Source organism: Comamonas sp. Z1, assembly GCF_008121555.1.
GTDB lineage: Bacteria > Pseudomonadota > Gammaproteobacteria > Burkholderiales > Burkholderiaceae_C > Comamonas > Comamonas thiooxydans.
This window is the reverse complement of sequence record NZ_VOQT01000003.1, coordinates 111,732-137,135: the sequence shown is the minus strand read 5'-3', so window position 1 is coordinate 137,135 and position 25,404 is coordinate 111,732. Positions and strand designations below refer to the sequence as shown.

The 25,404-nt window shown below is 62.7% G+C and carries 26 protein-coding genes and 1 tRNA gene; 11 read left to right on the top strand and 16 right to left on the bottom strand.

All coding sequences use genetic code 11. The features are described 5' to 3' along the window. Nucleotides 1-33: 33 nt before the first annotated feature. The 15 genes from FSY45_RS07245 to FSY45_RS07175 all read right to left on the bottom strand — a co-directional run bounded on the left by FSY45_RS07245 (nucleotide 34) and on the right by FSY45_RS07175 (nucleotide 14,035). On the bottom strand, nucleotides 34-1,554 hold the full coding sequence (locus FSY45_RS07245; RefSeq protein ID WP_046460205.1) for an aldehyde dehydrogenase family protein: 1,521 nt from the start codon (nucleotides 1,552-1,554) through the stop codon (nucleotides 34-36). A 34-nt stretch (nucleotides 1,555-1,588) separates the two neighbouring features. After that, nucleotides 1,589-2,677 (bottom strand): saccharopine dehydrogenase family protein, encoded by a 1,089-nt coding sequence (locus tag FSY45_RS07240; RefSeq protein ID WP_046460206.1) that lies wholly within the window; start codon nucleotides 2,675-2,677, stop codon nucleotides 1,589-1,591. A gap of 272 nt (nucleotides 2,678-2,949) precedes the next feature. After that, nucleotides 2,950-3,282: a cupin gene (locus tag FSY45_RS07235; protein ID WP_046460207.1), complete on the bottom strand. Its 333-nt coding sequence runs from the start codon at nucleotides 3,280-3,282 to the stop codon at nucleotides 2,950-2,952. 4 nt (nucleotides 3,283-3,286) lie between these two features. After that, nucleotides 3,287-4,183 (bottom strand): 3-hydroxyisobutyrate dehydrogenase, encoded by an 897-nt coding sequence (mmsB, locus tag FSY45_RS07230; RefSeq protein WP_003067480.1) that lies wholly within the window; start codon nucleotides 4,181-4,183, stop codon nucleotides 3,287-3,289. Between the two features lie 72 nt (nucleotides 4,184-4,255). Further along, nucleotides 4,256-4,675 (bottom strand): DUF488 domain-containing protein, encoded by a 420-nt coding sequence (locus FSY45_RS07225; protein ID WP_012838776.1) that lies wholly within the window; start codon nucleotides 4,673-4,675, stop codon nucleotides 4,256-4,258. 18 nt (nucleotides 4,676-4,693) lie between these two features. Further along, entirely contained in the window at nucleotides 4,694-5,209 is a 516-nt protein-coding gene (locus FSY45_RS07220) for a TfoX/Sxy family protein (protein WP_148747978.1), read from the bottom strand. A gap of 31 nt (nucleotides 5,210-5,240) precedes the next feature. Then, nucleotides 5,241-6,407, bottom strand: coding sequence for an acyl-CoA dehydrogenase family protein (locus FSY45_RS07215; protein WP_046460209.1), 1,167 nt, complete (start codon nucleotides 6,405-6,407; stop codon nucleotides 5,241-5,243). 53 nt (nucleotides 6,408-6,460) lie between these two features. Continuing rightward, nucleotides 6,461-6,814, bottom strand: coding sequence for a lysozyme inhibitor LprI family protein (locus FSY45_RS07210; protein WP_046460267.1), 354 nt, complete (start codon nucleotides 6,812-6,814; stop codon nucleotides 6,461-6,463). Nucleotides 6,815-6,948: 134 nt separating this feature from the next. Beyond that, a complete protein-coding gene (locus tag FSY45_RS07205; RefSeq protein ID WP_223305596.1) occupies nucleotides 6,949-7,422 on the bottom strand; it encodes a lysozyme inhibitor LprI family protein in 474 nt (157 codons plus the stop codon). A gap of 82 nt (nucleotides 7,423-7,504) precedes the next feature. Then, on the bottom strand, nucleotides 7,505-9,028 hold the full coding sequence (locus tag FSY45_RS07200) for a CoA-acylating methylmalonate-semialdehyde dehydrogenase (protein WP_012838771.1): 1,524 nt from the start codon (nucleotides 9,026-9,028) through the stop codon (nucleotides 7,505-7,507). Between the two features lie 212 nt (nucleotides 9,029-9,240). Next, complete coding sequence (locus FSY45_RS07195) at nucleotides 9,241-9,909, bottom strand: hypothetical protein (RefSeq protein ID WP_046460211.1); 669 nt, start codon at nucleotides 9,907-9,909, stop codon at nucleotides 9,241-9,243. Nucleotides 9,910-10,290: 381 nt separating this feature from the next. Continuing rightward, nucleotides 10,291-11,265: a Bug family tripartite tricarboxylate transporter substrate binding protein gene (locus FSY45_RS07190; RefSeq protein ID WP_370512836.1), complete on the bottom strand. Its 975-nt coding sequence runs from the start codon at nucleotides 11,263-11,265 to the stop codon at nucleotides 10,291-10,293. Nucleotides 11,266-11,401: 136 nt separating this feature from the next. After that, complete coding sequence (maiA, locus tag FSY45_RS07185; protein ID WP_046460212.1) at nucleotides 11,402-12,046, bottom strand: maleylacetoacetate isomerase; 645 nt, start codon at nucleotides 12,044-12,046, stop codon at nucleotides 11,402-11,404. A 12-nt stretch (nucleotides 12,047-12,058) separates the two neighbouring features. Beyond that, nucleotides 12,059-12,766 (bottom strand): fumarylacetoacetate hydrolase family protein, encoded by a 708-nt coding sequence (locus tag FSY45_RS07180; protein WP_148747977.1) that lies wholly within the window; start codon nucleotides 12,764-12,766, stop codon nucleotides 12,059-12,061. A gap of 141 nt (nucleotides 12,767-12,907) precedes the next feature. After that, nucleotides 12,908-14,035, bottom strand: a complete 1,128-nt coding sequence (locus FSY45_RS07175) for a cupin domain-containing protein (RefSeq protein WP_046460213.1) — start codon at nucleotides 14,033-14,035, stop codon at nucleotides 12,908-12,910. 272 nt (nucleotides 14,036-14,307) lie between these two features. On the opposite strand from FSY45_RS07175, the gene FSY45_RS07170 reads away from it, so the two are divergent. The 5 genes from FSY45_RS07170 (at nucleotide 14,308) to FSY45_RS07150 (ending at nucleotide 17,850) form a co-directional block, all read left to right on the top strand. Continuing rightward, nucleotides 14,308-14,856, top strand: a complete 549-nt coding sequence (locus FSY45_RS07170) for a MarR family winged helix-turn-helix transcriptional regulator (RefSeq protein ID WP_046460214.1) — start codon at nucleotides 14,308-14,310, stop codon at nucleotides 14,854-14,856. Between the two features lie 29 nt (nucleotides 14,857-14,885). Beyond that, complete coding sequence (locus FSY45_RS07165) at nucleotides 14,886-15,788, top strand: LysR family transcriptional regulator (protein WP_003067507.1); 903 nt, start codon at nucleotides 14,886-14,888, stop codon at nucleotides 15,786-15,788. A 306-nt stretch (nucleotides 15,789-16,094) separates the two neighbouring features. Further along, complete coding sequence (locus FSY45_RS07160) at nucleotides 16,095-16,415, top strand: heavy metal-binding domain-containing protein (RefSeq protein ID WP_003067510.1); 321 nt, start codon at nucleotides 16,095-16,097, stop codon at nucleotides 16,413-16,415. A gap of 123 nt (nucleotides 16,416-16,538) precedes the next feature. Next, a tRNA-Gln gene (locus FSY45_RS07155) sits at nucleotides 16,539-16,615 on the top strand. Between the two features lie 767 nt (nucleotides 16,616-17,382). Further along, the gene (locus FSY45_RS07150) at nucleotides 17,383-17,850 is read left to right on the top strand and encodes an Lrp/AsnC family transcriptional regulator (protein ID WP_003067511.1); all 468 of its coding nucleotides are present in this window, start codon (nucleotides 17,383-17,385) and stop codon (nucleotides 17,848-17,850) included. Between the two features lie 115 nt (nucleotides 17,851-17,965). Here the strand turns inward: FSY45_RS07150 and selD are convergent, their stop codons facing one another. Further along, nucleotides 17,966-19,042, bottom strand: coding sequence for a selenide, water dikinase SelD (gene selD, locus FSY45_RS07145; protein ID WP_046460215.1), 1,077 nt, complete (start codon nucleotides 19,040-19,042; stop codon nucleotides 17,966-17,968). Nucleotides 19,043-19,332: 290 nt separating this feature from the next. Between selD and FSY45_RS07140 the strand changes: the two genes are divergently transcribed. The 6 genes from FSY45_RS07140 (at nucleotide 19,333) to FSY45_RS07115 (ending at nucleotide 25,396) form a co-directional block, all read left to right on the top strand. Continuing rightward, nucleotides 19,333-19,836 carry a hypothetical protein gene (locus FSY45_RS07140; RefSeq protein ID WP_034379441.1) on the top strand — a complete coding sequence of 168 codons (504 nt, stop codon included), beginning with the start codon at nucleotides 19,333-19,335 and terminating at the stop codon, nucleotides 19,834-19,836. A 389-nt stretch (nucleotides 19,837-20,225) separates the two neighbouring features. Continuing rightward, complete coding sequence (locus tag FSY45_RS07135) at nucleotides 20,226-20,918, top strand: substrate-binding domain-containing protein (RefSeq protein ID WP_080944369.1); 693 nt, start codon at nucleotides 20,226-20,228, stop codon at nucleotides 20,916-20,918. 161 nt (nucleotides 20,919-21,079) lie between these two features. Beyond that, nucleotides 21,080-22,477 (top strand): MFS transporter, encoded by a 1,398-nt coding sequence (locus FSY45_RS07130; RefSeq protein WP_003067553.1) that lies wholly within the window; start codon nucleotides 21,080-21,082, stop codon nucleotides 22,475-22,477. Between the two features lie 39 nt (nucleotides 22,478-22,516). Continuing rightward, nucleotides 22,517-23,545 (top strand): amidohydrolase family protein, encoded by a 1,029-nt coding sequence (locus FSY45_RS07125; RefSeq protein ID WP_003054189.1) that lies wholly within the window; start codon nucleotides 22,517-22,519, stop codon nucleotides 23,543-23,545. A gap of 133 nt (nucleotides 23,546-23,678) precedes the next feature. After that, on the top strand, nucleotides 23,679-24,362 hold the full coding sequence (gene ligK, locus FSY45_RS07120) for a 4-carboxy-4-hydroxy-2-oxoadipate aldolase/oxaloacetate decarboxylase (RefSeq protein ID WP_003075867.1): 684 nt from the start codon (nucleotides 23,679-23,681) through the stop codon (nucleotides 24,360-24,362). 44 nt (nucleotides 24,363-24,406) lie between these two features. Beyond that, nucleotides 24,407-25,396, top strand: a complete 990-nt coding sequence (locus FSY45_RS07115; RefSeq protein ID WP_080944370.1) for an MBL fold metallo-hydrolase — start codon at nucleotides 24,407-24,409, stop codon at nucleotides 25,394-25,396. Nucleotides 25,397-25,404: the final 8 nt, after the last annotated feature.

Here is a 25,404-nt window from a genome sequence, read left to right as displayed (position 1 = left end):
TCCCCGGCAGTCAAAGATGGCAAGGCCTGTGCTTCACCCGAATTGAATGCCTTGCGCCAGCGGCAGCTCGCGCGAGTAGTTGATGGTGTTGGTCGTGCGGCGCATGTATTGCTTCCAGGCGTCGGAGCCGCTCTCACGGTCGCCGCCAGTCTCTTTTTCACCGCCAAAGGCGCCGCCGATCTCGGCACCGCTGGGCCCGATGTTGACATTGGCCATGCCGCAGTCCGAGCCGGCCGCGCTCAGAAAGACTTCCACCTCGCGTAAATCGTTGGAGAAGATGCAGGAGGACAGGCCCTGAGGCACATCGTTGTTGAGCGCAATGGCCTGCTCCAGATCCTCATAGCTGAGCACATAGAGCAGCGGGGCAAAGGTCTCGTGTCGCACGATGCTGGTCTGGGCCGGCATGTCCACAATGGCCGGTGCCACATAAAAGCCCTGGGGAAACTGCTGCTCCAGCTGGCGCTGGCCGCCCGTCAGCAAATGACCGCCGTCTTTCAGCGCCTGACTCAGCGAGTGCTGCAGCGCCTCGAACGATGCCTGGTTGATCAGCGGGCCGACCAGCGTATCCGGCTGCAGCGGGTTGCCGATGCGCAGGCTGCGATAGGCCGGCAGCAGCTTGTCCAGCAGCGGCTGTTTGACATCGCGGTGCACGATCAGGCGGCGCAGCGAGGTGCAGCGCTGGCCGGCCGTACCCACGGCGCTGAAGACAATGGCGCGCACGGCCAGATCCAGATCGGCTGCCGGCGTGACCACCATGGCATTGTTGCCGCCCAGCTCCAGAATGCGTTTGCCAAAGCGCGCCGCCACCTTGGGGCCCACGGTGCGGCCCATGCGGCTCGACCCAGTGGCCGATACCAGCGCAATCCGGGGACTGTCCACCAGGGCCTCGGCGACAGCTGCGCCGCCCAGCACGATCTGCGCCAGACCTGCCGGAGCCCGGTCGCCAAACTGGGCAATGGCGCGCTCCAGTGCCTTGAAGGTGGCCAGGCCCGATAGCGGTGCCTTGTCGGAGGGCTTGAAGATCACCGGGTTGCCGCAGACCAGGGCAATCGCCGCGTTCCACGCGAAGACGGCGCTGGGAAAGTTGAAGGCCGTAATGACGGCCACCGGCCCCAGCGGGTGGTATTGCTCCATGATGCGGTGGCCGGGACGCTCGGAAACAATGGTCTTGCCATGCAGCTGACGCGACAGGCCCAGCGCGAATTCGCATATGTCCACGCCTTCCTGCACCTCGCCCAGGCCTTCCTGAGCTATCTTGCCGACCTCGCAGCAAATCACATGGCCTATATCGGCCTTGGCGCTGCGCAGCTCCTCGCCCCAGAGCCGGACCAGCTCGCCACGCACTGGGGCGGGCACCAGGCGCCACTGCTTGAAAGCCTGCACCGCATGGTCTATGACCTGAGGCACCTGGGCGCTGGGCAGGGTGGCCAGACTGACCAGTTCCGTGCCGTCGATGGGCGAGTGCACGCTGATGTCCTTGCCCTCAAGAGCCTGCAGCTCTATGCCGCAGCGGCTCAGCACGGTCTGGAAGTCGGTTGCGGAGATGGCGGTCATGGCAGTCCCTCCTGATTGGTGTGAGATACAGGCTTCAGCCGAGCAGGCCTTCAAAGTAGGGGGCCACGCGGGTGCTCGAGAGTGCGGCCAGCGTGCATTGCTCCTGGCGCACAAAGCCCTGCTGCGGCAACTGGCCCGTGGCGAACAGCTCCACGGCGGCCAGCATGCCGGCAGAGGTCGTCAGCTCTATGGCCGTGCGCTGTCTGCCGCGTAGCGCCGCACCGAAGATGCGGGCGCCGCGCGTCAGCTGCTCCAGCCGGCCCGCGCGCTTGCCGCTGGCCATGGCGGCAACCACCACCATGTCTTCGCGGCTGTGGGGCACCGCGCCTTCGAGCACCTGGCGCAGCAGATCGCGTCGCTCGATCAGGCGCAGGCCGTGCAGCAGCAAATGCATGGCATCGCGGTGGCCGGGGTGGCGTATGGTCTTGTAATTGAGGTTGCGCACGCGACCCTGCAGCGTCTCGCACAGCGTACCCAGACCGCCCGAGGTGTTGAAGGCCTCGAAGTTCTCGCCGTCCAGGATCAGCGGCTCGACCCCCTCCAGCGGCGGCACCAGCATGGGCTGGCCGTTGACGATGGTGTTGCAGGGCTTGCAGTACTCGTTGATGACGCCGTCCACGCTCCAGGTGAAGTGGTAGCGCAGCGCATTCGTCGCATGGCGCGTGAGCGCGCCCACGCGTAGTTGCAGATCGAACAGCTCGTCGAACTGCTGGGCCAGATGGCCGCCCAGCATACCGATCAGGCCCGGTGCCAGTCCGCACTGCGGCATCAGCACCGAGCGTGCCTGCGCCGCCATGTCCTGTATGGCGCGCATGGCCGCAACATCCTCGGTCAGATCGAAGTAATGCACGCCCTGCCGCGCCGCTGCCCGGGCCACGCGCTCGGCACAGAAGAATGGCAGTGCATTGATGACCAGCGAGTGCTGCTGCAGCGTGTGGGTCAGCGCCGCATCGTCGTCGATGTCCAGCTGCAGCGGGCGGATCTGCGGGTCGTTGCCGGGCGGGGGCTGCATATCGGCCAGCGTGACGGTGGCTTCATGCAGCTCGGCAGCCATGTCGGCGATCGTTGAGCCGATCTTGCCGGCGCCGAGGATGAGAATGTTCTGTCCAGTCAGCTTCATCATGGAGAACTCCTTGAGAGCAACGCAGCGATCACTTCCTCCGGGGCCATCTTAAACACAGGGCAGCGATTTGCACCACTGAGAAAAGCGTCAGCAGGAGTCGATTTGCGTGGGCAGACAAGGAGTCTTCAGCAGGAGCAGTCCGCTTCGGAAAGAATAGCTGTCAGCGCTTGCGGAGTCAGAGCTGACAGCTTGACAGGCTTCAAGCCCGGAGGCCAGCTGTGACACCCGCTGCAGCAGAGCGGGGTCAACTGGCCGGTGACCGGGTCTGGTGGTTAGTGCTTGTGCAGCACGATGGTGATCAGGGCCGAGGAGTCGAGCTCGGCCTCGACCTCATGCATGGTTTGAGCGGGCAGAAACAGCAGCTGCCCCGCGCTCAGTGTCTGGCGGCTTGCGCCCTGGATGACGGCGAGCCGTCCCTCCAGACATTGAATCGTCAGTTCGCCCTGCACCTGATGCGCAGGCAGGCGCTTGCCTGCCATCAACACCAGACGGATCACTTCCAGGGTGTCGGACTTGAAGAGTGCAGCGGTCTTCTGGTTTCCCAGCGAAGTGCCGTAGGGCTGCACTTCGACGGGAACCCCGGGTTGGGCGTGGGGCAGGGCCATGGTCTCAGGCCTTTTTCTGCAGCATCTTGATGATGCTGGAAAAGTCTTCGCCGCCATGGCCGGACAGGCTGTGCGCCGCATAGATGGAACGCGCCATGCCGCCCAGCGGCGTGCTGGCGCGGTTGGCCGTGGCGTTGTCCTGCGCCAGGCCCAGATCCTTGAGCATCAGGTCCGTGCCGAAGCCGCCTGCATAGCCCTTGCTGGCCGGCGCGTTCTCATGCACGCCGGGAAAGGGGTTGTATTTTTCCAGGGCCCAGTTGCCGCCCGAGCTGCGACGCATGATTTCGGACAGCACCTTGGGGTCCAGACCGTTGGCCACGCCCAGAGCGATTGCTTCGCTGGTGCCCACCATCAGAATGCCCAGCAGCATGTTGTTGCAGATCTTGGCCGTCTGGCCCGCGCCGACGCCGCCCGCGTGGAAGATATTGGCCCCCATTTTTTCGAGCAATGGCTGGGCGCGTGCCAGCTGCGCGTCGCTGCCGCCCACCATGAAGGTCAGCGTGCCGGCAATGGCACCGCCGGTGCCGCCCGAAACCGGGGCGTCGATGAAGTCTATGCCCGCTGCCTGAGCCGCCTTGGCCACCTTCTGGCTGGTGGCCGCGGCGATGGTGGAGCTGTCGATGACCAGCGTGCCCTTGGCGATATGCGCGAGCAGACCGGCCGCGCCGTCGCGGCCCAGGAACAGGCTCTCTACATGCTGGCTGGCGGGCAGCATGGTGATGACGGCTTCGGCGCCTTGCACGGCTTCCTGGGCACTGGAGGCCGCCTGTGCCCCGGCGGCCACGACCTTGGCGATGGCCTCCTGGCTCAGGTCGAAGGCTTTGACACTGTGGCCGGCCTTGGCCAGATTGACGGCCATGGGCGCACCCATATTGCCCAGACCGATAAAAGCGATTTGCATGTCTGTCTCCTTGCTGTTATTGAATTGAAAGCGTCTAGCGCTTTATCCATAAGCGATTGATTGGTTTTTCGCTTAATTCTTGAGAATGGCACCCTTGTCAGCGAGCAGGCTGCGCAAGATGCTGCGGTGGCAATGCGCCTCGTCGTCGCAGTAGCAGCCCAGAGAAAAGGCGGAGCTGTGCGACAAGGCGGCAAGCAGGCCCAGGGTGCGATCGGCGGCGGGCTCGGCCAGTTGCTTGCGGAACTGCTTTTCAAACTGCTTCCAGAGCTTGTCGGCCTGTGCCTCCTGGCCGGCCGTGCGCAGCTTGATGGCCTCCAGGGCCTGCTGCATCAGCTCCACCTCGGGCGAGAGCTCGGGATACCAGCAGTCGTAGTAGTTGCGGCTTGCGAACTCGGCCTTGGGCACGCCGCGCGGCGGTCTGCGCACCGTACCTATGCGCAGGCCCTCGTCGGGGGCGCGTTCGCTGCCTAGCTGGACTATGCGTATGGCCATGAGGTCAGTCCTTTGTGCTTATTCGCTGTCGAAAATAGGATGTTTTCTGGGGACGTCTGCATCAGCCGGTTTCGGGGCAGCCCTGGTGCGCTTGCGCCCGCTGCCGGTGCCTTGGCCGGCAGGACTTTCTCCCTCGCCCGGCTTCTTGCTATCGGTCTCGCTGCTGGCCTTGCTGCCGGTCTTGCGTTTTGGCGTGGCCTTTGCCAACGGGTTGAAGGCCAGGGCCTCGCTGATCCAGTACAGCCATTGATCCCGCCGGGCATAGGCCGTGGGGCCGACGAGAAAGTAGCCATCCATCAGTCCGCGTGAGGACAGCGGGCGCACGCCCGGCATCTCCGCAATCTGCGCATGACTGGCGGGGGGCAGGCGCACCAGCAACTCGTCGTTTTCCACGCCCAGGCACATCTTGCCGTCGACCATGAACACATGGCAGCCGAACATGGTCTTTTCTTCCACGGCTGTGCAATCCTGCAGCGCATCGCGCACGGCATCTATGAGCTGCAGGGTTTCAGGGGCGATGGGCTTGGCGGGCATGACGATCCTTGCGTTGCGTGATGGCAGCAGCTTAGCGAATGACCTCCGGAGCATCGCCCTCCAGCATGCGCCTGGCAATGATGACGCGCATGATTTCGTTCGTGCCTTCCAGAATCTGGTGCACGCGGGCATCGCGCATCAGGCGCTCCAGCGGGTACTCGCGGATATAGCCATAGCCGCCATGCAGCTGCAGAGCCTCGTTGCAGACCATGAAGCCGGCATCGGTGGCAAAGCGCTTGGCCATGGCGCAGTAGGTCGATGCATCACGCGCGCCGGCATCCAGTTTGGAGGCTGCGAGGCGCACCATCTGGCGTGCTGCGACCAGCTCGGTCGCCATATCGGCCAGCTTGAACTGCAGGGCCTGAAAGCTCGCAATGGCCTTGCCGAACTGCTTGCGCTCCTGCATATAGCTTTGTGCTTGAGTCAGTGCCCCCTGGGCCGCGCCCACCGAGCAGGTGGCGATATTGATGCGCCCGCCGTCCAGGCCTTTCATGGCGATCTTGAAGCCTTCGCCTTCGCGGCCCAGCAGGTTGTGCGCGGGAATGCGCACATTGTCGAAGCTGATGACGCGCGTGGGCTGGCTGTTCCAGCCCATCTTTTCTTCCTTTTTGCCATAGCTCACGCCGGCCGCATCGGCAGGCACGGCAAAGGCCGAGATGCCCGAAGCCCCGGAGCCGGCATCGCCGGTTCTTGCCATCAGCACCAGCACATCGGTGCTGCCCGCGCCGCTGATGAAGGCCTTGCTGCCGTTGACGATGTACTCGTTGCCGACCAGCTCGGCCCGGGTCTTGAGCGAGGCCGCATCCGAGCCTGCGCCGGGCTCGGTCAGGCAGTAGCTGGCCAGCTTGCTGCCGCTGGTGAGCTGCTCGCCCCATTCGGCGCGCACGGCGTCGGTGGCCCAGGTGCCCAGCATCCAGGTCGCCATGTTGTGGATGGTGATGAAGGCCGTGGTCGATGGGTCGACGGCCGCCATTTCTTCGAATACCAGCGTTGCATCAAGTCGTGGCAGGGCCAGGCCGCCAATGCTCTCCGGAGCGTAGAGGCCGCAGAAGCCCAGCTCGCCGGCCTTGGCAATCGCCTCGCGCGGGAAGATGTGCTCGCGGTCCCACTCGGCTGCATGCGGTGCCAGCTCGGCCTGCGCAAAAGCACGGGCAGTATCGGCAAAAGCGCGTTGATCTTCGCTGAGTTCAAAGTCCATTTCATATCTCCTTTTTGTTCTATTCGTCTTCTGGCCCCCGACGGCTTTGCAGCTCAGTCCGGCGGCCCCTGGTGCAGCCAGCGCTTGAGCACCGCATCGCGGGCCGTGATTTGCTGCACCAGACAGCCGTGGTAGCGGCTGGGCCAGTCGGGCTGCGCTTCAAAGGCCTTCGTGGCCTGCTTGCACTGGGTGATGCGATGGCGGCTCCATTCGCCTTGCTCCTTGCGCAGAGCGGGGCGCTCATGAGCCGATAGCGCGCGCATCACATCGCCATAGAGAATCTGGTGGTCGGTGTCGGCTTGTTGGAAATCCTTGATGGCACAGGCATTGGTCTGGGCCGTGGTGCCGCCGGGCACGCAGTCGGCACCGGCCTGGGCCAGTGCGTGCTGGCTCAAGCTGGCTGTCATCAAAAGAGCTGCAAGCGATTGGCTGGCAACGGCTGCATGCCATGTGCGCCTGCTTTGGGGAGTGCGGATCGTCATGCCCGCATCATCGCAGCCCATAGTGGGCTGCAGGCGCTGTCGGTGTGGAATTGCCCGATTCATGGCTGTTCGCCGCCTTGCGCGTTCCTGGCCAGCGGATGCCACTGGTTCTTGAAGACCACGACCCGGCTCAGGGCCATGCCGATGCGGCAGGCAGCCATGTCTTCGGCCTCATGGACATAGCCATTGGGCTGGCAGCGCCGATCACGCTCCTGCGTCCACTCTTGCTGCTCGGTCTGCAGAGCCTGTGCGCTGTCCTGCGGCAGCCGGCGCTGCAAAGACAGATAGAGCACCTGCATGCTGCGTTCTATGACCTGGGCCTGGTGCTGCAGGCAGGCAAGCGACAGCGGCTGGCCAGACGGGCAATGCGGTGCCTCCTGATCACCATCCTGGGCTGCAGTTGCAGGCAGGTGGATGAGCAGCAGGCCGCTGACGGCCAGGGCGCAGAGCCGGGCCAGCGGCCGGGCAGAAATGCCGGCTGTGCCGATGGCAGAACGCTGAGATGGGAAACGGGACAATTCTTGAACGTACATGCCTGCCATCATCGGCAAAGCCGCCCAGTGCAGCCCGGGCCTTGCAAGAGGCAGGGCGGCACTGTCGGGTTTCATGGCCGGCTTACTTGAGGCTGATGGTGGTGTTCACACCGTGGCTGGTGGTGCTGTCGTCGAACCAGCGCGCCGTGATGGTCTTGGTCTGGGTGTAGAACATCACCACCTGCTTGCCGTAGGGGCCCAGGTCGCCCAGCTTGGAGGCCCGGCTGCCCGTGAACGAGAATAGCGGCACGGGCACGGGAATGGGCACATTGATGCCGACCTGGCCCACATCGATCTCTTCCTGGAACTTGCGCGCGGCCGCACCCGATTGGGTGAAGATGGCCGTGCCGTTGCCATTGGGGTTGGCGTTGATGAACTCGATGGCCTGATCGATGTCCTCGGCCGCGACCAGGCACAGCACGGGGCCGAAGATTTCCTGCTCGTAGATGCTCATGCCGGGCTTGACGCCGCTGAAGATGGTGGGGCCGACAAAATTGCCCTTGGCATAGGCTGCCACCTCGGGTTTGCGACCGTCCAGCTCCAGCGTGGCGCCGTCGGCCAGACCGCGTTCGATCAGGCCTTCGACACGCGACAGGGCCGCGCAGCTCACCAGGGGGCCGACATCGGTGCCGGGCTCGGTACCTCCATTGACCTTGAGGGTCTTGGACTTGGCCACCAGGTCGGGAATCCAGTTGCGGGCTTCTCCCACCAGAACGGCCACGGAGACCGCCATGCAGCGCTGGCCGGCCGCACCGAAGGCAGCGCCCAGCAGGGCGTTGAGCGACTGCTCCTTGTTGGCGTCGGGCATGACGATGGCGTGATTCTTGGCGCCCATCATGCATTGCACGCGCTTGCCGTTGAGGCTGGCGCGGTTGTAGACATGGGTGCCGACCTTGGTCGAGCCCACAAAGCTGATGGCCTTGATATCGGGGTGGTCGCAGATGGCGTTGACCACGTCTTCGCCGCCGTGGATGACGTTGAGCACGCCAGGAGGCACGCCGGCTTCCAGTGCCAGCTCGGCCAGGCGCATGGTGACGATGGGGTCCTGCTCGGAAGGCTTGAGGATGAAGGTATTGCCCGTAGCGATCGCCATGGGGAACATCCACAGCGGAATCATGGCCGGGAAGTTGAAGGGCGTGATGCCTGCACACACGCCCAGCGGCTGGTTCAGCGTATAGGTATCGACACCGTTGGCCACATTGTTGGCCAGCTCGCCCAGCTGCAGATTGCCGATGCTGGCCGCGTGCTCCACGACTTCCAGGCCGCGGAAGACATCGCCTTCGGCGTCGGGCAGGGTCTTGCCCTGTTCGGCCGTCAGCAGGGCGGCCAGCTCCTTCATGTTTTCGCGGATCAGCTGCTGCAGCTTCAGAAAGATGCGGGCGCGTGCGCCGATGGGCGTCTTTTTCCAGGTCTTGAACGCTTGCTTGGCATTGGCCACGGCGGCGTTGACCTCGTCGGGCGTGGCGAACGGTACGCGCGCCAGCACTTCCTGCGTCGCGGGGTTGACCACATCGCGCCACTGGGTGGTTTTGGATTCGACCATCTGCCCGTTGATGAGCAGCTTGACCGTGGGCGCCAGAACCTTGGCGGAAGTCGGTGCGTTCATGAGGTGTCTCCGTTGGTGAATTCGTTCCTCATGGTATGTGTGCGGATTTGCTGTAGCAATAGCAAACACTGCACATAGGGTGTGCAAATGTGCACAAGTGGATGCTATGTCTGCCAGCGCTTTGGAGCTTGTCGTGCAGGCATGGCTGCAGTACCTGCGGCGGCAAAATGCAAAAGGGCCCACCCGGGCCCTTTTGCCGTTCTCAGGTGCTCTTAGAGCTCGCTGAACATCTCGTCAAAGGCTTCGCTCGCGAAGTCGTTGCGCCAGGCCTTGTCCTTGTCCTTGGGCACCATGCCCAGGGAAAGTACGCCCTCGTAGGTGTAGCTGGCGGGGGCTGAATATGCAGCTTGCAGCTTCTTGAGTTCGCCCTGCACCTGATCCAGGCTGAGCTTGTTGCGCACCATGCGTTGAATGCCCTCGGCCCAGGTCTCGGGGGTCTTGACCAGCTGGCAGCTGAACTTCACCTCGGTATTGAGCACGCCATGCTTGTCGAGCTTGGGCTTGGTGGCCGAGACGGTCTTGCACTGCGATTGCTGACGCGCCTTTTGCACCGTGCTCATCAGGCTTTCCACGGGCGCACGCAGGGCGTTGCGCTGTGCCTCGGGGAACAGGGGCAGGGCCACGTCGGTGACTTCGCGCGGAAAGTCCTTGTCGGCTTGCTTGAGTTCGGCGGCGTTGGCGTAGTCCGCGCTGCGGCCCGAGCGCAGGCGGTCCGGGCGCAGATAGTCATTGAGCTGGTTGATGGCCTGCTCGTCGTGATTGACCAGAGTGCGGATGTACAGCTCGGCAGCAGCAATGGGCGAAGGCGGCTCGGCCGCCTGCGAAGCTGCGGCCAGGGGAAGCAGCAAAAAAGCGATGGCAGTCTTGATGGAATTGTTCATATTTTTATAACGATTTGAAGGGGCTGAATCACGTGGAGTCACGTGAAAACAGCATGGAGCCCTGGCAGACAGACGGCGCTGAGGCTTGGACGGGAAGCTGCCGCACAGCCCTGACGCTTATCAGCGGGGGCTCATGGCATGCGGGCGTTCTAGAGGTGGGATGGAAGTCCGGAGAAACGCCTCGTAGCAAGTGTAACCCCGGGTCGAGGTCGTTTTCTACACGCCTTTGGAGCTCTGCTGTCTATGTGCGGCCTTCTTGATCCGGAGCGAGGCAGGTCGTCGCGTCAATGAAAAAAGCCCCGTGCAGCCTGTGCTGACGGGGCTTTGCCGGTTGCGGGCGTATGCCTGTGCCGTGATCTATTTGATGGCCGAAGGTGGCTCTCAATCCAGGCTGATCTGGGCTTTTTCAATCAGCAACTTGTATTGCTCGGACTTCTTCTTGGCAAATTGCTGCATCTCGGGCACGGTGAAGCTCATGGGCTGGAAGGCGAAGGTGGAGAACTTCTCTTTGACCTGCGGGTCCTGCAGCACGGCCACCACATCGCTGCGGATCTTGTCGCGCACGGCGGCATCCACGCCCTTGGGGCTGAGCAGGGAGACGAAGGAGTTCACATCCAGCTCGGCTGGGCCGCCGGCTTCGGCGACCGTGGGCACGTCCGGCATTTGCGCAATGCGCTTGGGTGCGGCCACGGCCAGATAGCGAATCTTGCCGCTTTTGTAGATGCCCTGGCTGGAGGGCAGGCTGGCAAAGCTCCAGCTCGGGTCGCCGTTGGCCACCGAGGTGAACAGCTGGCTGACCTCGCGGTAAGGCACATGGGTCATCTGGCTGCCCGTCAGATAGTCCAGCCATTCGCCGCCCAGGTGGCCGGGACTGCCCACGCCCCAGGAGCCGTAGCTGATCTTGCCGGGCTCGGCCTTGGCGGACTTGATCAGGTCGCCCATGTTCTTCCACGGCGAATTCGTGGGTACGGCCACAAAGAAAGGGGTCAGGAACAGCGGGGCCACGGGGTCGAAGTGGCTCAGCGTGTTGAAGTTCTTGTTCTTGTAGAGATAGGGCAGGGCCGAGATATGTTCGCTGTCCAGTTGCAGCAGGGTATAGCCGTCGGGCTTGGCGCGGCGCGCGTACTCGATGGCGACAAAGCCGCCGCCACCGGGGCGGTTGTCCACGGTCACGCCCTGCTTCCAGCGCTGGGCCAGCTTTTCGCCCACGATGCGCAGCACGGCATCGGGGCCGCTGCCCACGGCAAAGGCCGTGACCACGGTCACCGGGCGGTTGGGATAGCTGGAGGCATCACCCTGGGCCAGCGCCTGGTCGGCTGCGACCAGCAGCGCCGCAGCGGAAACTATTGTTTTGATAGCTGTTTGCGTAGTTATGGATTGGCTTTGGTGCTGATTTTGCTCGTATTTCACAGTTTGTCTCCGGTGGGTGTTTTTTAGGGACTGCAAAGCGTTGCTGGGCAGCCGCGTCCGGGCGCGGCCGCAGGGAAAGGGTCTATTGCGGAGCGTCGGGCTGGGCCAGAGGCGCAGCCTGGGCAAAGGCGGGCAGGGCGCTGCATGCCGCATCGACGGCGCTGATCAGCGGCCAGCGGGCCAGATCCACGCCAAAGCGGCGTGCGCTCTCGACCTGCGGAATCAGATAGATATCGGCAAGGCTCGGTGCATGGCCAAAGCAGAAGTGCCCGCGTGTGCCGTCCTGTGCCAGCAAGGCCTCGATGGCGTCAAAGCCGGCCGTGATCCAGGTGGCGCACCAGGCGTTGATGGCGGCCTCGTCGGCACCGAACTGCTGGCGCAGGGTCTGCAGGATGCGGCGGTTGTTGATGGGGTGCACATCACAGCCCACGATGGCCGCCAGGGCGCGCACATGGGCGCGGGCTTCGGGGTCGGCAGGCAGCAGCGCGGGCGTGGGGTAACGCTCTTCCAGCCATTCGATGATGGCGGGCGACTGGATTAGCGTCTCGCCGCTGTCCAACACCAGCGCGGGCACCAGGCCTTGAGGGTTGATGCGCTTGAAAGGCGCTTCGGTCTGCTCGTCCACGCGCAGATCGACAGGGAGGTAGTCGGGCGTGAGGCCCTTGAGCTTGAGGGCGATGCGCAGACGGTGCGAGGTGCCGCTGCGAAAAAAGCTGTAGAGCTTCATGGTCTGTGCGCCTTACTCGGGCTGGCCTACGCTCAGGGCAATCTCGCCCACGCCTTCCACGCTGCCGGTGATCCGGTCGCCCGGCAGCACGGCGCCCACGCCTTCGGGCGTGCCCGTGTAGATCAGATCGCCGGCTTGCAGGTGATAGAACAGGGACAGGTCGGCAATGATTTCGCGGATGTTCCAGATCAGCTTGTTCACATCGGAGTGCTGCTTGACCTGACCGTTGACGCTCAGCTCGATGAGGCCGGACTCGATCACCTTGCCTGCCATGGGCACGATTTCGCTGGCGATGGAGGACTGCTCCACATCCTTGCCCAGATCCCAGGGGCGACCCTTGTCGCGTGCCACCAACTGCAGATCGCGGCGCGTCATATCGAGGCCGCAGGCATAACCGTAGATGTGCTCATGGGCTTGGTCGGCAGGAATGCGAAAGCCCGGTTTGCCGATGGCCACGACCAGCTCCATCTCGAAGTGGTAGTTGGCGGTTTCAGAGGGATAGGTCACGCAGGCGCCCGATTCGGTCAGCGTCTGTGGGGCCTTGGTGAAATAAAAGGGGCGCTCGACGCTTTTGTCCACGGGACGGCCCATCTCCAGCGCATGGGCGTGGTAGTTGCGGCCCACAAAGAACAGGCGATTGACGGGCAGGCGTTGCTCGCTGCCGCGCACGGGCAGGGACTGCACGGGGGACGGAGCCCAGAGAAAGTTGGCTTGGGTCATGTGTGATTCCTGATGGGTATCGGTGACTAGGTGCTTGAAAAAGACGCGTTCCATGTGTGAGGCAGCTAGCAAGGGCCTAGGCGGCCCCGCCGCCCTGCAGCAAAGGCTGTCTCCCCCTTGAGGGGGACGACGCGAAGCGGCTCAGGGGGTATCCGCCCTGTACGCGTGGACGGCTTCGAAAATCGGCGTATCGGCAAAGCGGAACAGGTCTAGCTGCGGCTGGTCGGCATCGCATTGCGCGCTGAACAGCTGCCAGGAGGGCACGACAAACATGTCGCCACGCCGCACCTGCCATTGGCGCTCGCCCACGGTCACCGTTCCCTGTCCGTCAAAGACCTGAAAGACGGCAGAGCCCACTTCGCGCTTTGGTCGGGTGCTGGCGCCGCAAGCCACGCGGTGCATTTCGCAGCGAATGGTGGGCAGCACGTCGCGGCCATTGCTGGGGTTGGTGTAGCGCACGGCGGCATGGCCGGGGCTGACAGTGGCGGCATGGCCTTCGGCTTCGAGCGCCAGTTGCTCGCTCAGCGCGCGGTCGGTATCCACCCAGCGGTAGGCCAGCAAAGGCGTGCTCGGACTGTTCTGCAGATGCGCCACAGGGCTCAATCCTGGATGGCCCCAGAGGCGCTCGGAGCGCGAGAACTCGGGCGTGGCCCGCTCCTGCGGGTCCAGATGCAGGCGGCCATGCTCGAAGAACTGGGACTCTGTGTAATAGGCAAACGGAATATCCAGCCCGTCTATCCAGGCCATGGGCTGGCTGGCCGCATTGTGGTGGGCGTGCCAGTTCCAGCCGCCCTGGGGTAGAAAGTCGCCGCGCGACATGCGGATCGAGTCGCCGTTGACCACGGTCCACACGCCTTCGCCTTCGACCACAAAGCGGAAGGCATGCTGGGTGTGACGGTGCTCGGGCGCATCTTCGCCGGGCATCAGGTACTGGATGGCAGCCCACAGCGTGGGCGTGGCAAACGGGCGGCCGCCCAGCGCCGGATTGGCCAGGGCAATCGCCCGGCGTTCGCCGCCCCGGCCCACGGGGACGATGCGGCCGGCTTCATCCGCCAGCTTGAGCAGATTCTCCCAACGCCACAGATGAGCGGCGGCCTGGCTTTTGGGGTGGGCAGGCATCAGGCCGCCGATCTCCGTCCACAGCGGCACCAGCATTTCCTGCTCGAAGCCTCGGTACAGCTGCGCAAGAGCAGCTGTGGGCTCGGGTTGGCCGGGGGCTTCAAGGGCCGTGAGCTTTACCGGTGAGGGCTGGGCTTGCACAAGGCTCATGGTTTGTCTCTTTCTTTGGTATCTGCTTGGCAGTGCGTTGCTGCCTTGTCTGTCGGCTTGCGGCCTGAGATGGGGGCAAAGAGAGGCTGTGAATCAAATCAACAGCACACTGATGATTAGCATAATGTTGATCTGCATCAGCGATGATTGGGTTAAACCCGGTAGCAGGCCTGACTCGAGTAGGGGTGGCAGTCGTGCGAATATCGGGGTCTTTCAGTCATGGCCCTTCAACTGCCGCGCGGCAGGGCGGGCCAGGCACCGGCCCTCAACACATGCAATACCAACCCGCAGAACTAGAAAACTATCCCGGCTATCACATCCGCAGGCTGCAGCAGATAGCAGTAGCCGTGTTCATGGAAGAAACCGAGGAATTTGGCGTGACGCCTGTGCAGTACGCGGCCCTGTCGGCCGTGCTGCGTCAGCCGGGCATCGACCAGCGCACGCTGGCACGCAATATCGGCTTCGACACCTCCACCATAGGCAGCGTGATCGACCGCCTGGAAGCACGCGGCCTGATGGCGCGCAATGCCAGCCCTGCCGATCGACGCGTGCGTTTGCTGAGCCTGACCGACGAGGGGCGCGGCCTGCTGGTGGCAGCCGAGCCTTCGGTGCTGCGCGCCCAGCGCCGCATGCTGGAGCCTCTTCCTGACGACAAACGGGCGCAGTTCATGGAAATGCTGTCGCTGCTGATCCACGAGAACGACGAGTTCGCGCGCGCCCCGAGCGCGGTGGCCCAGCGCAGTGCTGAGCGCAAGCGCAGTGCTGCCGTCAAGGCGATCAAGGGCCTCACGGGCAAGGCGCAGGACAGCGTGAACGACTGAACCACAAACCGAGACCGCAAGGAAAGACATTGGACTGGGACCATCTGCGTTTTTTTGGCGAATTGGCTCGCAGCGGCAGCATGGCGGCGGCTGCGCGGCGCATGGGAGTCGAGCACACCACGGTGTCGCGGCGCATTCAGGCGCTGGAAAAGCAGCTCGGTGCCGTACTGTTTGCGCGCGAAGGAGGCCAGTGGCGGCTGACCGAGGCAGGGCGGCAGCTGCAGGAAGTGACCAACACCATGCAAAGCGCGGTGGACGGGCTGGAGCGGGGCCCCCTGGCTCATGCAGCGACTGCCGAAGGGCTGGCTGGGCTGGTGCGGGTGGGTGCCACCGAAGGCTTTGGCACGCAGATGCTGGCCTCCGAGCTCGCCAGGCTCACGCTGCGCTATCCGCTGCTCAGCGTTGACCTGCTGGCGCTGCCGCGCATGCTGCATCTGTCCAGCCGCGAGGCCGATATCGTCATCTCGCTGGAGCGGCCCAAGCGCGGCTCGGTCGTGGTCACCAAGCTGACCGACTACCGGCTCTATCTGTACGGCCAGCGTGAATATCTGGCGCGCAAGCCCTTGGTGGCCAGAACCGAGGATCTGCGCCATCACAGCTTTGTGCACTATGTGGACGATCTGCTGTTCACGCGCGAGCTGCAATTGCTGGATACCTTGCACCGGCCCGAGCGCTTTGCGCTGCGCAGCACCAGCATCACCGCTCAATACGAGGCCGTGCGTGCCGGTGCGGGTCTGGCCGTGCTGCCGGCATTTGTGGCCGACAAGGACCCGATACTAAGCCGCGTGCTGCCCGAGCAGGCTTGTTTCACTCGCACCTTCTGGATGAGCATGCCAGTGGAGTCGCGCCAGATTCCGCGCATAGCCACGACCTGGAGCTTTCTGCGCGATGCCGTGCAAGGCATGCAGAAGCTGCTATTGCCGGATGCATGATTTTTGATGGCGTCTTGTTCTTCATAGGGCTGCCTGACTTCTGATTGGACCCTGCATCTTGCGCTGCATGGAGGCTGATCTGCGCTGCCAGACCAGTTTGGAGTCAGTCATGAGACGCCCTGAGCGCCGATGGACGCAGCCGCCATCGCCTTGATAACAGCGCAGAGTGCACGCATATACTGATCCGACCGGATGACTCGGCGCCTGCGGCAAGGTCAGGCCTGTATCTGCCTCTGCCGCGCGCAGCGCTATGACCAGAGCGTATGGCTGCCAGTCTCCTTGCGCTGATTTTTAAGAAAGCAAAGCATGATCGTCACAACCACTCCCTCCATCGAAGGCAAGCGCATCACCCGTTATTGCGGCGTGGTGGCAGGCGAGGCCATTCTGGGCGCCAATGTGTTCAAGGACTTCTTTGCCGGAATTCGCGACATCGTGGGCGGGCGTTCTGGAACCTACGAACGCGAGCTGCAAAAAGCGCGTGAAATTGCCCTCAAGGAACTGGAGCAACGCGCCGCCGAGGCGGGTGCCAATGCGGTGGTTGGCGTGGACCTTGATTTCGAGGTGCTGGGCCAGGGCAATGGCATGCTCATGGTCTCGGCCAGCGGCACGGCTGTCGTCGTGGAATAGGCCGCCAGCGACTGAGCTGGCTTGACGCCAGGAAGGCTGCAAACCTATTCCATGTGCAATTGCACATTTTTGGACTACTTCGAAATTTATAGCGAAAAGTCGTTGTAGAATTCGTTTCATCGTAGGGGAGTCGCCAAGCTGGTTAAGGCACTGGATTTTGATTCCAGCATGCGAAGGTTCGAATCCTTCCTCCCCTGCCAAAATCCAAAACCCTGCTCATTGCAATGAGCAGGGTTTTTTGTTTGTGAGCTTGGGGTGCATGCAAGCGAGCCCAAAGCTTTCAGTCATGCGCGATTGGGGCACTCAGGTTGCGCTGTTGCGCATCCAGCCTTGCTGGGCAGCACAAGGCGCGGTTGTCGGTGATTGGAGGCTGCTTGCAGTCTGGTGGGCTCAGACTTTGCCGAAAGCGACGCACCAGGCCAAGGGATGACCTAGGGTAAGCACTTACCTTTTGCAGATATTTGCAGCAAACCAGCCAAACTTACCGAGTGTTTTCGCCGTATCGTCAGTGGTATCGATGAGCGCGGGAAAACAACCATTAGACTCTTCGCTCTTTTGTGTCGCTGTTACTCGGTGAGCGCACTTGGGTCCTTGTGAACGAGCTTGACCGCTCGCCCGCAACAGAGGCCTGGTTTCGGCCGGGGCCACTCTGACGTGCCGCAGTGCGCCCTTGCCATGGTCACAAGCGCAGGCAAGTGCAGATATGTTGATATATCTTGCCTGATTGAAACAAATGTATACATATTTGCCATCTGAAAAGACAAGCTCACTACCAGGCTGGGTTAGCTGACACAATGATTGGCTGTCAGGTGTCGCTGAGGTTCGCTCCACGCGTTTGGCTGAGGGCGAGCAGCAACAGAAGTCGCTCGGCGCAATGCATGGCTGCAGGTGGTGGCAGAGAGTTCTTGGGGTTTGTGTTTAACGCAGCGTTTGCGTAAGTGCACGGCAAGATTTGGATAGACAAGGTATGGAATATCGACTGGATGAAACGGACCGCCAGCTGCTGCGCCTGCTGCAGACCAACGCGCGTGCCTCGACCGCGCATTTGGCTCGGCAGATGAATCTGGCTCGGACCACGGTGGTCGCTCGCATTGCCAAGCTGGAGCAGGAGGGCGTGATCGCCGGCTATGGCGTTCGCCTTGGCTCGCGCATGGAACAGTCTGCCGTGCGCGCCTATTGCGGTATCCGTGTTCAGCCCAAGACGGCAACTTCGGTGATGCAGGCGCTCAACCGCTTCACCGAGGTGGAAGAGGTGTCGGCCGTCAGCGGACAGTACGACTACATGGTGTTTGTGCGCTGCGAGAGCAATGAGAAACTGGATGCGCTGCTCGACCGTATCGGCCTGATCGACGGCATCCAGCAGACCTATACCTCGGTGGTGCTGAGCCGCAAGATCGACCGCCGCACCACGGCCGAGGTTGTGGGAGAGGCTTAGAAGCCAGCGTCACAATTTGACGTTCATATGCAAAACGCCCGGTTTGAGCCGGGCGTTTTGCATTCTGTTTGGGAAGGAGAACAGGGCTGCGCTCCTTCTCGACTACCTGGTGCGCTCAGTCCACAAAGACCTTGGGCGCGCCTGCCTTCATGCGGCCAATCACTGCCGCATCGCCAAAGCCGCTGTCGGCAAAGACCTTGAGCACTTGCTGGACAGCATCTGCCGCACAGGAAACAAGCAGGCCGCCAGAGGTCTGAGGGTCGGTCAGCAGCGCTTTTTGGGCGTCTGTCACGGTCGATGCCAACTGGATGTGCTCACCATAGGATGCCCAGTTGCGCCCCGATGCGCCCGTGAAAATGCCTTGCTCTGCAAGCGCCTGAACACCGGGCAGCACGGGTAGCTTGGCGCTTTCAATGCGTGCGCTGAGCTGGGCGCCACGGGCCAGCTCCAGGCCGTGGCCCAGCAGGCCAAAACCGGTCACGTCGGTCAGCGCGTGCACGCCGTCAAGCTTGGCAAGATCGGTGCCGGGGCGGTTGAGCTTGGTGGTTGCATCCACCATGGCACGGTAGCCTGCATCGTCCAGCAGATTTTTCTTGAGCGCCGCCGAGAGAATGCCCACGCCCAGGGGCTTGCCCAGAATCAGCACATCGCCGTCCTTGGCATCGGCATTGCGCTTCATCTGCTTGGGGTTGACGATTCCGATGCCGACCAGGCCATAGATAGGTTCGACCGAATCAATCGAGTGGCCGCCCGCCAGAGGAATGCCTGCATCGCGGCAGACCGATTCGCCGCCTTCCAGAATCTTGGCAATCACATCGTGCGGCAGCACATTGATGGGCATGCCCACAATGGCCAGCGCCATCAGCGGCGTGCCGCCCATGGCGTAGATATCGGACAGCGCGTTGGTTGCGGCAATGCGGCCAAAGTCATAAGGGTCGTCGACGATGGGCATGAAAAAGTCCGTCGTCGCCACGATGGCCTGCTCGTCATTGATCTTGTAAACGGCCGCGTCGTCTGCGGTCTCTGTGCCTACCAGCAGGTCGGGAAAAAACTGCTTGGGCAGATTGCTTTTGGCCAGCAACTCCGACAGCACGCCGGGCGCAATCTTGCAGCCGCAGCCGCCACCGTGGGAGAGAGAAGTCAGGCGCGGTGTCGCGGGGGAGGAAGTACTAGTGGATGTGGTGGAGTTCATGGCTGTAGGTTAACTTGCAGTCACCGCAGTGCTGCACTGCTCTTGCCGAGTTTGGGCTAGAGCGGAGGTGTTTTGATATCCTGTTTGGCAGGAATCTATTATCGGCCTCGATAAACAGGCACGGGCTGCGGTATGTGATCTGGCGATGGCTGGTCTGAATTTTGGTAATCCATCTTTGCTGTCGATTCTGGTCAGCCGAAAGTGGCTCTGGCGCGTTAAGGACTGAAGCGTTTCCGGGACGAAGCGCGATCTCGCCGGCCCACGGTGATCTATATCGAGCATGGAGACATATGTCCAATCGCACTTCACTCATCCGCAGCCTGGCAGCCTTGGCGCTGGTTTGCGCAGCGGGTGCCGCCCAGGCACAGGCCTATATCAGCGGCTCCATCTCAGGGCAGCTGGCGCCCGGGGTTTACGGTCAGGTCAATATCGGTAATGCACCACCGCCGCTGCTGTATGCCCAGCCGATGTGGGGCGGCCCGGTAGTGCCGCAGGTGCAGCCCATCTATATGTGGGTGCCGCCCGGCCATTCGCGCAACTGGCGCCGCTACTGCGGCCGCTACCACGCCTGCGGCCAGCCGGTCTATTTCCTGCGCAATCCGCCACCCCATTGGCGTGCAGGACCTCCGCCGCGCCACCACCACGAGCGACGCGACTGGCATGACGACCGCCGGGATCATAGGCACTGGGACAGAGACGATCGCCGCGATCGACGTGACTGGGACAGGCATGATCGCGATGACCGGGGGCGTGGTCATGGTCACGGGCGTGGGCATGGACGTCATGACGACTGAATTAGGGGTTAACCACTAAATTCACTGTTGCTTATGCACAGCAATGAAGGCTGGTTGCTATTGAAAAAATAGCAACCAGCCTTTTCTTTTTATTGGCTTCATGCTTGGTTTGTAGGTATTTATACGTGTTATGAGCAAGCACTTTGCTATGCCTTTGTGGCATAGCTGCTAGCGGAGGGCTTGCCTAGTGGGAGGGCGCGGGGCTGCCGACAATAGTCTCATTCGTTTTGACTAGATGGTTGCCCTGATGCACGCCCTGTCGAGCGCCCCGTCCTGCCGGTGCAGTCTGCCCGCAGCGTGACGGGAGTGGCTTGAAAGGCCTCGATGGCCGGGACTCGGCATTCGGGATTGCGGGGCAGCCATGGCATCCACTTCAGGAGTCTTCCGGCATGAGCGCAGCACTCAAAGGCATTTCTTCCATGGCAACCCGCCAGGTCCTCGCGGATCTGGTTGCAGCCTGGCAGGCCCAGGGCGGCGAGCCGGTGCAGATCGAATCCGTGGGTGGTGTGGATGCCGCGCAGCGTGTGCAGTCCGGTGAAGAGGCCTTTGATGTGGTCTTCCTGGCCTCCAACGCCATCGACAAGCTGCAGGCCGCCGGCCGTGTGGTTGAGGGCAGCAAGGTGGACCTGGTGCTCTCTGGCACCGCCGTGGCCGTGCCTGCTGGTGCAGCCCTGCCCAATATCGGCTCCGAAGAGGCCGTGCGCGCTGCCGTGCTGGCCGCGCCCAGCATTGGCTATTCCACCGGCCCCAGCGGTGTGGCGCTGCAAAAGCTGTTCGAGCGTTGGGGCATTGCCGACGAGATCAAGGCCCGCATCGTGCAGGCCCGGCCCGGTGTACCCGTGGGCTCCATGATTGCTTCGGGCGAAGTGGCGCTGGGCTTTCAGCAGCTGAGCGAGCTGATCCATGTTGCGGGCATACAGATCGTGGGCGGCCTGCCTGCCGCGATTGCCATCGATACGGTATTTTCTGCCGGCGTTGTGACGGGCTCGGCACATGCGGATGCCGTGCAGCGTCTGCTGGCCTTCATGGCTTCGCCTGAAGCCGAAGCGGCCAAGCGCCGCCAGGGCATGGAGCCCGCTTGAATTGATTCGTGTCCAGGCGGGGGCCTGGCACTGACACCCCATCCAGCAAAAGGGCAGTCATAGCCCTTTCGTGACGGACGTACCAGATGCCTTTGAGGCTTTGGCGCCAGCCGCGAGACAGGAGATAGAGGCGACAAAGAGAGGCAACTGAGATTCCAAATATGACTTCGCAAACTAGCAAACAGAACACCGGCCCTGCGGTCGTCAATGTGCAGACCGTGCTCAACGAGAGCCCGTTTTCACGCTTCCAGTGGGGAATTTTCTTCCTCTGTTTTTTGATTGTTCTGCTCGACGGTTTTGATACCGCCGCCATCGGCTTCATCGCACCTTCGCTGCTTGGCGAATGGGGCATCGACAAGTCCCATCTGGGCCCGGTGCTGAGCGCGGCCCTGTTCGGCCTGGCGTTCGGCGCGCTGGGCGCGGGTCCGCTGGCGGACCGCGTGGGCCGCAAGACCGTGCTGATCATCGCTTCGGTGGTGATGGGCGGTGCATCGATTGCTTCCGGTCTGGTGCACGATCTGCAAGGTCTGACCATCTGGCGCTTCATCACCGGCCTGGGTCTTGGCGCCGCCATGCCCAACGCCATCACGCTAATGAACGAATACTGCCCTGACAGCAAGCGTTCCTTCATTACCAACTGCATGTTCTGCGGCTTCCCCATCGGCTCGGCCTTCGGCGGCTTTATCGCGGCCTGGATGATTCCGCATTTCGGCTGGCGCAGCCTGCTGATCGTGGGCGGTGTGGTGCCCCTGATCCTGGCCGTGCTGATGATCGTGATGCTGCCCGAGTCGGTGCGCTTCATGGTGCTCAAGAACTACTCGGCAGACCGCGTGCGCAAGGTGATGGTGCGCATCGCCGCCGGCACCCGCAATGCAGCGCGTTTTGTGCTGAACGACGGCGGCGAGGCGGCTGCCCAGGCACAGCAAGGTCCTCAGGGCCTGCGTCTGGTGTTCTCGCAGAAGTATCTGGTCGGCACGCTGGCCCTGTGGGTGACGTATTTCATGGGCCTGGTGATCGTCTATGGCCTGGTTAACTGGATGCCTGTGCTGTTCAAGGAAGCAGGCGTGCCCGCCAGCCAGGCGGCCGTGATTGCTGCGCTGTTCCAGCTCGGCGGCGTGGGCGCGATCTTCGTCGGTCTGCTGATGGACCGCTGGAATGCCAATCTGATCATCGCGACGGGCTACTTCCTGACGAGCCTGGGCGTGGCCTTCATCGGCCAGGTGCTCGGCGGCGGCGTGGGCATGCTGGTGGCTTCGGTATTCATTGCCGGTTTGCTGATGAATGCGGCACAGTCGTCCATGCAGGCGCTGGCTGCCGAGTACTACCCCACGGAATGCCGCGCCAGCGGTGTGTCCTGGATGCTGGGCATCGGCCGCTTTGGCGGCATTGCAGGCTCTTTCCTGGTGGCTGAGCTGTCGCGCCGTCACCTGGAGCTGCCGCAGGTCTTCATGGTGGTTGCGATTCCCGGTGTCATCGCCGCGTTGGCGCTGCTGGTCAAGAACCGCTATGCAGGCGGCGCACCGCGCACCTCCATGCTGGGCCTGGGCGGCGCGCACTGAACTTTTTGATAGACGAATTATTTTGAACGGAGCTTGAAGATGATCATTGACGTACACGGTCACTACACCACGGCGCCAGCGGCCCTGGGCGCATGGCGCGATCTGCAGATCGCCGGCCTCAAGGACCCGAGCAAGACCCCGTCGGTGGCCGATCTGAAGATCAGCGACGATGAAATCCGCGAGACCATCGAGACCAACCAGCTGCGCCTGATGAAGGAGCGCGGTTCCGATCTGACCATCTTCAGCCCCCGTGCCTCGTTCATGGCGCACCACATCGGTGACTTCCAGACCTCCAGCACCTGGGCTGCCATCTGCAACGAGCTGTGCTTCCGCGTCAGCGAGCTGTTCCCCGATCACTTCATTCCTGCCGCCATGCTGCCCCAGTCGCCCGGCGTGGACCCTGCGACCTGCATTCCCGAGCTGGTCAAGTGCGTGGAGCAATACGGCAACGTGGGCCTGAACCTGAACCCCGATCCCTCGGGCGGTCACTGGACTTCGCCCCCGCTGTCCGACAAGAGCTGGTACCCCATCTACGAAAAGATGGTGGAGTACGACATCCCCGCGATGATCCACGTCTCCACCAGCTGCAATAGCTGCTTCCACACCACGGGCAGCCACTATCTGAATGCCGACACCACGGCCTTCATGCAGTGCCTGACTTCGGACCTGTTCAAGGACTTCCCGACCCTGAAGTTCCTGATTCCCCATGGCGGCGGCGCCGTGCCTTACCACTGGGGCCGTTTCCGCGGTCTGGCGCAGGAGATGAAGAAGCCGCTGCTGGAAGAGCATCTGCTCAACAACATCTACTTCGACACCTGCGTCTACCACCAGCCGGGCATCAACCTGCTGACGGAAGTGATTCCGACCAAGAACATTCTGTTCGCCAGCGAAATGATCGGCGCCGTGCGCGGCATCGATCCGCAGACCGGTCACTACTACGACGACACCAAGCGCTACATCGAAGCCACGCAGAACCTGACGGCCGATGAAAAGCACGCCGTCTATGAAGGCAATGCTCGCCGCGTGTTCACGCGCCTGGACAAGGCACTCAAGGCCAAGGGTCTGTAACTTCTCAAAAAAGAGAGCCGCTAGCGTACGGTATGAAAGGTTTTCAATAAGAAAACTATTCAAATCTGATGAATGACAAGCGCTACCAGCTCACTTTTTGGATTCAATAACGTCAAAGCAAAGAGGTATTTCCATGTACGAACTGGGAGTTGTCTACCGCAATATCCAGCGCGCCGACCGCGCTGCTGCTGACGGCCTGGCCGCCCTGGGCTCCGCCACCGTGCACGAGGCCATGGGCCGCGTCGGTCTGCTCAAGCCCTATATGCGCCCCATCTATGCCGGCAAGCAGGTCTCTGGCACCGCCGTCACGGTGCTGCTGCAGCCCGGCGACAACTGGATGATGCATGTGGCTGCCGAGCAGATTCAGCCCGGCGACATCGTGGTCGCTGCCGTCACCGCCGAGTGCTCCGACGGCTACTTCGGCGACCTGCTGGCCACGAGCTTTCAGGCGCGCGGCGCACGCGCCCTGATCATCGATGCCGGCGTGCGCGACGTGAAGACGCTGCAGGAGATGGACTTCCCGGTCTGGAGCAAGGCCATCTCTTCCAAGGGCACGATCAAGGCCACCCTGGGCTCGGTCAACATCCCCATCGTCTGCGCCGGCATGCTGGTCACGCCCGGTGACGTGATCGTGGCCGACGACGACGGCGTGGTCTGCGTGCCCGCCGCGCGTGCCGTGGAAGTGCTGGCCGCTGCCCAGAAGCGCGAAAGCTTCGAAGGCGAAAAGCGCGCCAAGCTGGCTTCGGGCGTCCTGGGCCTGGATATGTACAAGATGCGCGAGCCCCTTGAAAAGGCCGGTCTCAAGTACATCGACTAATTGGAACATCGGTCCTCAAAAATCATTACAACAGGAGCAACCGCATGTTCTCTTCCTTCAAATCTTCCGTGAACCTCTCGCGCCGTCACTGCCTCGCCGCAGCGGCCAGTCTGGCTGGCGCCGGCGCACTGGGTCTGAGTACTGCCGGCAATGCGCTGGCGCAGGCTGTCAAGGCCGCTGCCGGGAACAAGGGCACGCAGCTCGTTCTGCTGGGCACCAAGGGCGGCCCGCGCGTGGGCGGCGAGCGCTCCAACCCGGCCAGCGTGCTGCTGATCGACGGCGAGCCTTTTGTCGTCGATTGCGCCTATGGCGTGGCGGCCCAGCTGGTCAAGGCCGGCATTGCGCTGCCGCGTCTGAGCAAGGTGTTCATCACCCATATGCACTCGGATCACAACCTGGAGTACGGCCCCTTGCTGTATTCGGCCTGGGCTGCCGGCCTGCGCAACCAGGTCGATGTCTGGGGGCCGCCGACGCTGGATGCGATGACCAAGGCCTTCATGGAATCCATGAAGTTCGACATCGATATCCGCATCCCCGACGAGAGCAAGCCCGATCTGCGCAAGATGGTGAAAACGCACGAGTTCTCCAAGCCCGGCGTGATTCTGGAGAACGACAAGGTCAAGGTGACGGCGGTGCGCAATATTCATCCGCCCATCGCGGACTCGTTTGCGCTGCGCTTCGACACCAAGGACCGCTCGGTGGTCTTCTCGGGCGACACGACCTACTGCCCGGCCGTGGCCGAGCTGGCCAAGGGCGCCGATGTGCTGGTGCACGAGGTGATCTATGTGCCCGCCGTGGACGCCATGGTCAAGCGTGTGCCCAATGCCGCCACGCTCAAGGAGCATCTGCTGGCCTGCCACACCACCTCGGTGGATGTGGGCCGCATCGCTGCGGCTGCCGGCGTCAAGAAGCTGGTGCTCTCGCACATCGTGCCGGGCGACGACCCCAGCATCACCGACGAAATGCTGCTGTCCGATGTGCGCCAGCATTTCAAGGGCGATGCCGTAGTGGGCAAGGATTTGATGGTGATCTGATCACTTTT

Excerpts from the sequence above, each read along its gene's own strand:
- FSY45_RS07140 (WP_034379441.1), top strand. The coding sequence starts at position 19,333 with ATGTCCAATCGCACTTCACTCATCCGCAGCCTGGCAGCCTTGGCGCTG.
- FSY45_RS07125 (WP_003054189.1), top strand. The coding sequence starts at position 22,517 with ATGATCATTGACGTACACGGTCACTACACCACGGCGCCAGCGGCCCTG.
- FSY45_RS07175 (WP_046460213.1), bottom strand. The coding sequence starts at position 14,035 with ATGAGCCTTGTGCAAGCCCAGCCCTCACCGGTAAAGCTCACGGCCCTT.
- FSY45_RS07195 (WP_046460211.1), bottom strand. The coding sequence starts at position 9,909 with ATGAACAATTCCATCAAGACTGCCATCGCTTTTTTGCTGCTTCCCCTG.
- maiA (WP_046460212.1), bottom strand. The coding sequence starts at position 12,046 with ATGAAGCTCTACAGCTTTTTTCGCAGCGGCACCTCGCACCGTCTGCGC.
- FSY45_RS07225 (WP_012838776.1), bottom strand. The coding sequence starts at position 4,675 with ATGGCCATACGCATAGTCCAGCTAGGCAGCGAACGCGCCCCCGACGAG.
- FSY45_RS07235 (WP_046460207.1), bottom strand. The coding sequence starts at position 3,282 with ATGGCCCTGCCCCACGCCCAACCCGGGGTTCCCGTCGAAGTGCAGCCC.
- FSY45_RS07245 (WP_046460205.1), bottom strand. The coding sequence starts at position 1,554 with ATGACCGCCATCTCCGCAACCGACTTCCAGACCGTGCTGAGCCGCTGC.
- selD (WP_046460215.1), bottom strand. The coding sequence starts at position 19,042 with ATGAACTCCACCACATCCACTAGTACTTCCTCCCCCGCGACACCGCGC.
- FSY45_RS07170 (WP_046460214.1), top strand. The coding sequence starts at position 14,308 with ATGCAATACCAACCCGCAGAACTAGAAAACTATCCCGGCTATCACATC.
- FSY45_RS07150 (WP_003067511.1), top strand. The coding sequence starts at position 17,383 with ATGGAATATCGACTGGATGAAACGGACCGCCAGCTGCTGCGCCTGCTG.
- mmsB (WP_003067480.1), bottom strand. The coding sequence starts at position 4,183 with ATGCAAATCGCTTTTATCGGTCTGGGCAATATGGGTGCGCCCATGGCC.
- FSY45_RS07215 (WP_046460209.1), bottom strand. The coding sequence starts at position 6,407 with ATGGACTTTGAACTCAGCGAAGATCAACGCGCTTTTGCCGATACTGCC.
- FSY45_RS07220 (WP_148747978.1), bottom strand. The coding sequence starts at position 5,209 with ATGCCCGCCAAGCCCATCGCCCCTGAAACCCTGCAGCTCATAGATGCC.
- FSY45_RS07240 (WP_046460206.1), bottom strand. The coding sequence starts at position 2,677 with ATGATGAAGCTGACTGGACAGAACATTCTCATCCTCGGCGCCGGCAAG.
- FSY45_RS07160 (WP_003067510.1), top strand. The coding sequence starts at position 16,095 with ATGATCGTCACAACCACTCCCTCCATCGAAGGCAAGCGCATCACCCGT.
- FSY45_RS07200 (WP_012838771.1), bottom strand. The coding sequence starts at position 9,028 with ATGAACGCACCGACTTCCGCCAAGGTTCTGGCGCCCACGGTCAAGCTG.
- FSY45_RS07130 (WP_003067553.1), top strand. The coding sequence starts at position 21,080 with ATGACTTCGCAAACTAGCAAACAGAACACCGGCCCTGCGGTCGTCAAT.
- FSY45_RS07205 (WP_223305596.1), bottom strand. The coding sequence starts at position 7,422 with ATGTACGTTCAAGAATTGTCCCGTTTCCCATCTCAGCGTTCTGCCATC.
- ligK (WP_003075867.1), top strand. The coding sequence starts at position 23,679 with ATGTACGAACTGGGAGTTGTCTACCGCAATATCCAGCGCGCCGACCGC.
- FSY45_RS07210 (WP_046460267.1), bottom strand. The coding sequence starts at position 6,814 with ATGACAGCCAGCTTGAGCCAGCACGCACTGGCCCAGGCCGGTGCCGAC.
- FSY45_RS07135 (WP_080944369.1), top strand. The coding sequence starts at position 20,226 with ATGAGCGCAGCACTCAAAGGCATTTCTTCCATGGCAACCCGCCAGGTC.
- FSY45_RS07115 (WP_080944370.1), top strand. The coding sequence starts at position 24,407 with ATGTTCTCTTCCTTCAAATCTTCCGTGAACCTCTCGCGCCGTCACTGC.
- FSY45_RS07180 (WP_148747977.1), bottom strand. The coding sequence starts at position 12,766 with ATGACCCAAGCCAACTTTCTCTGGGCTCCGTCCCCCGTGCAGTCCCTG.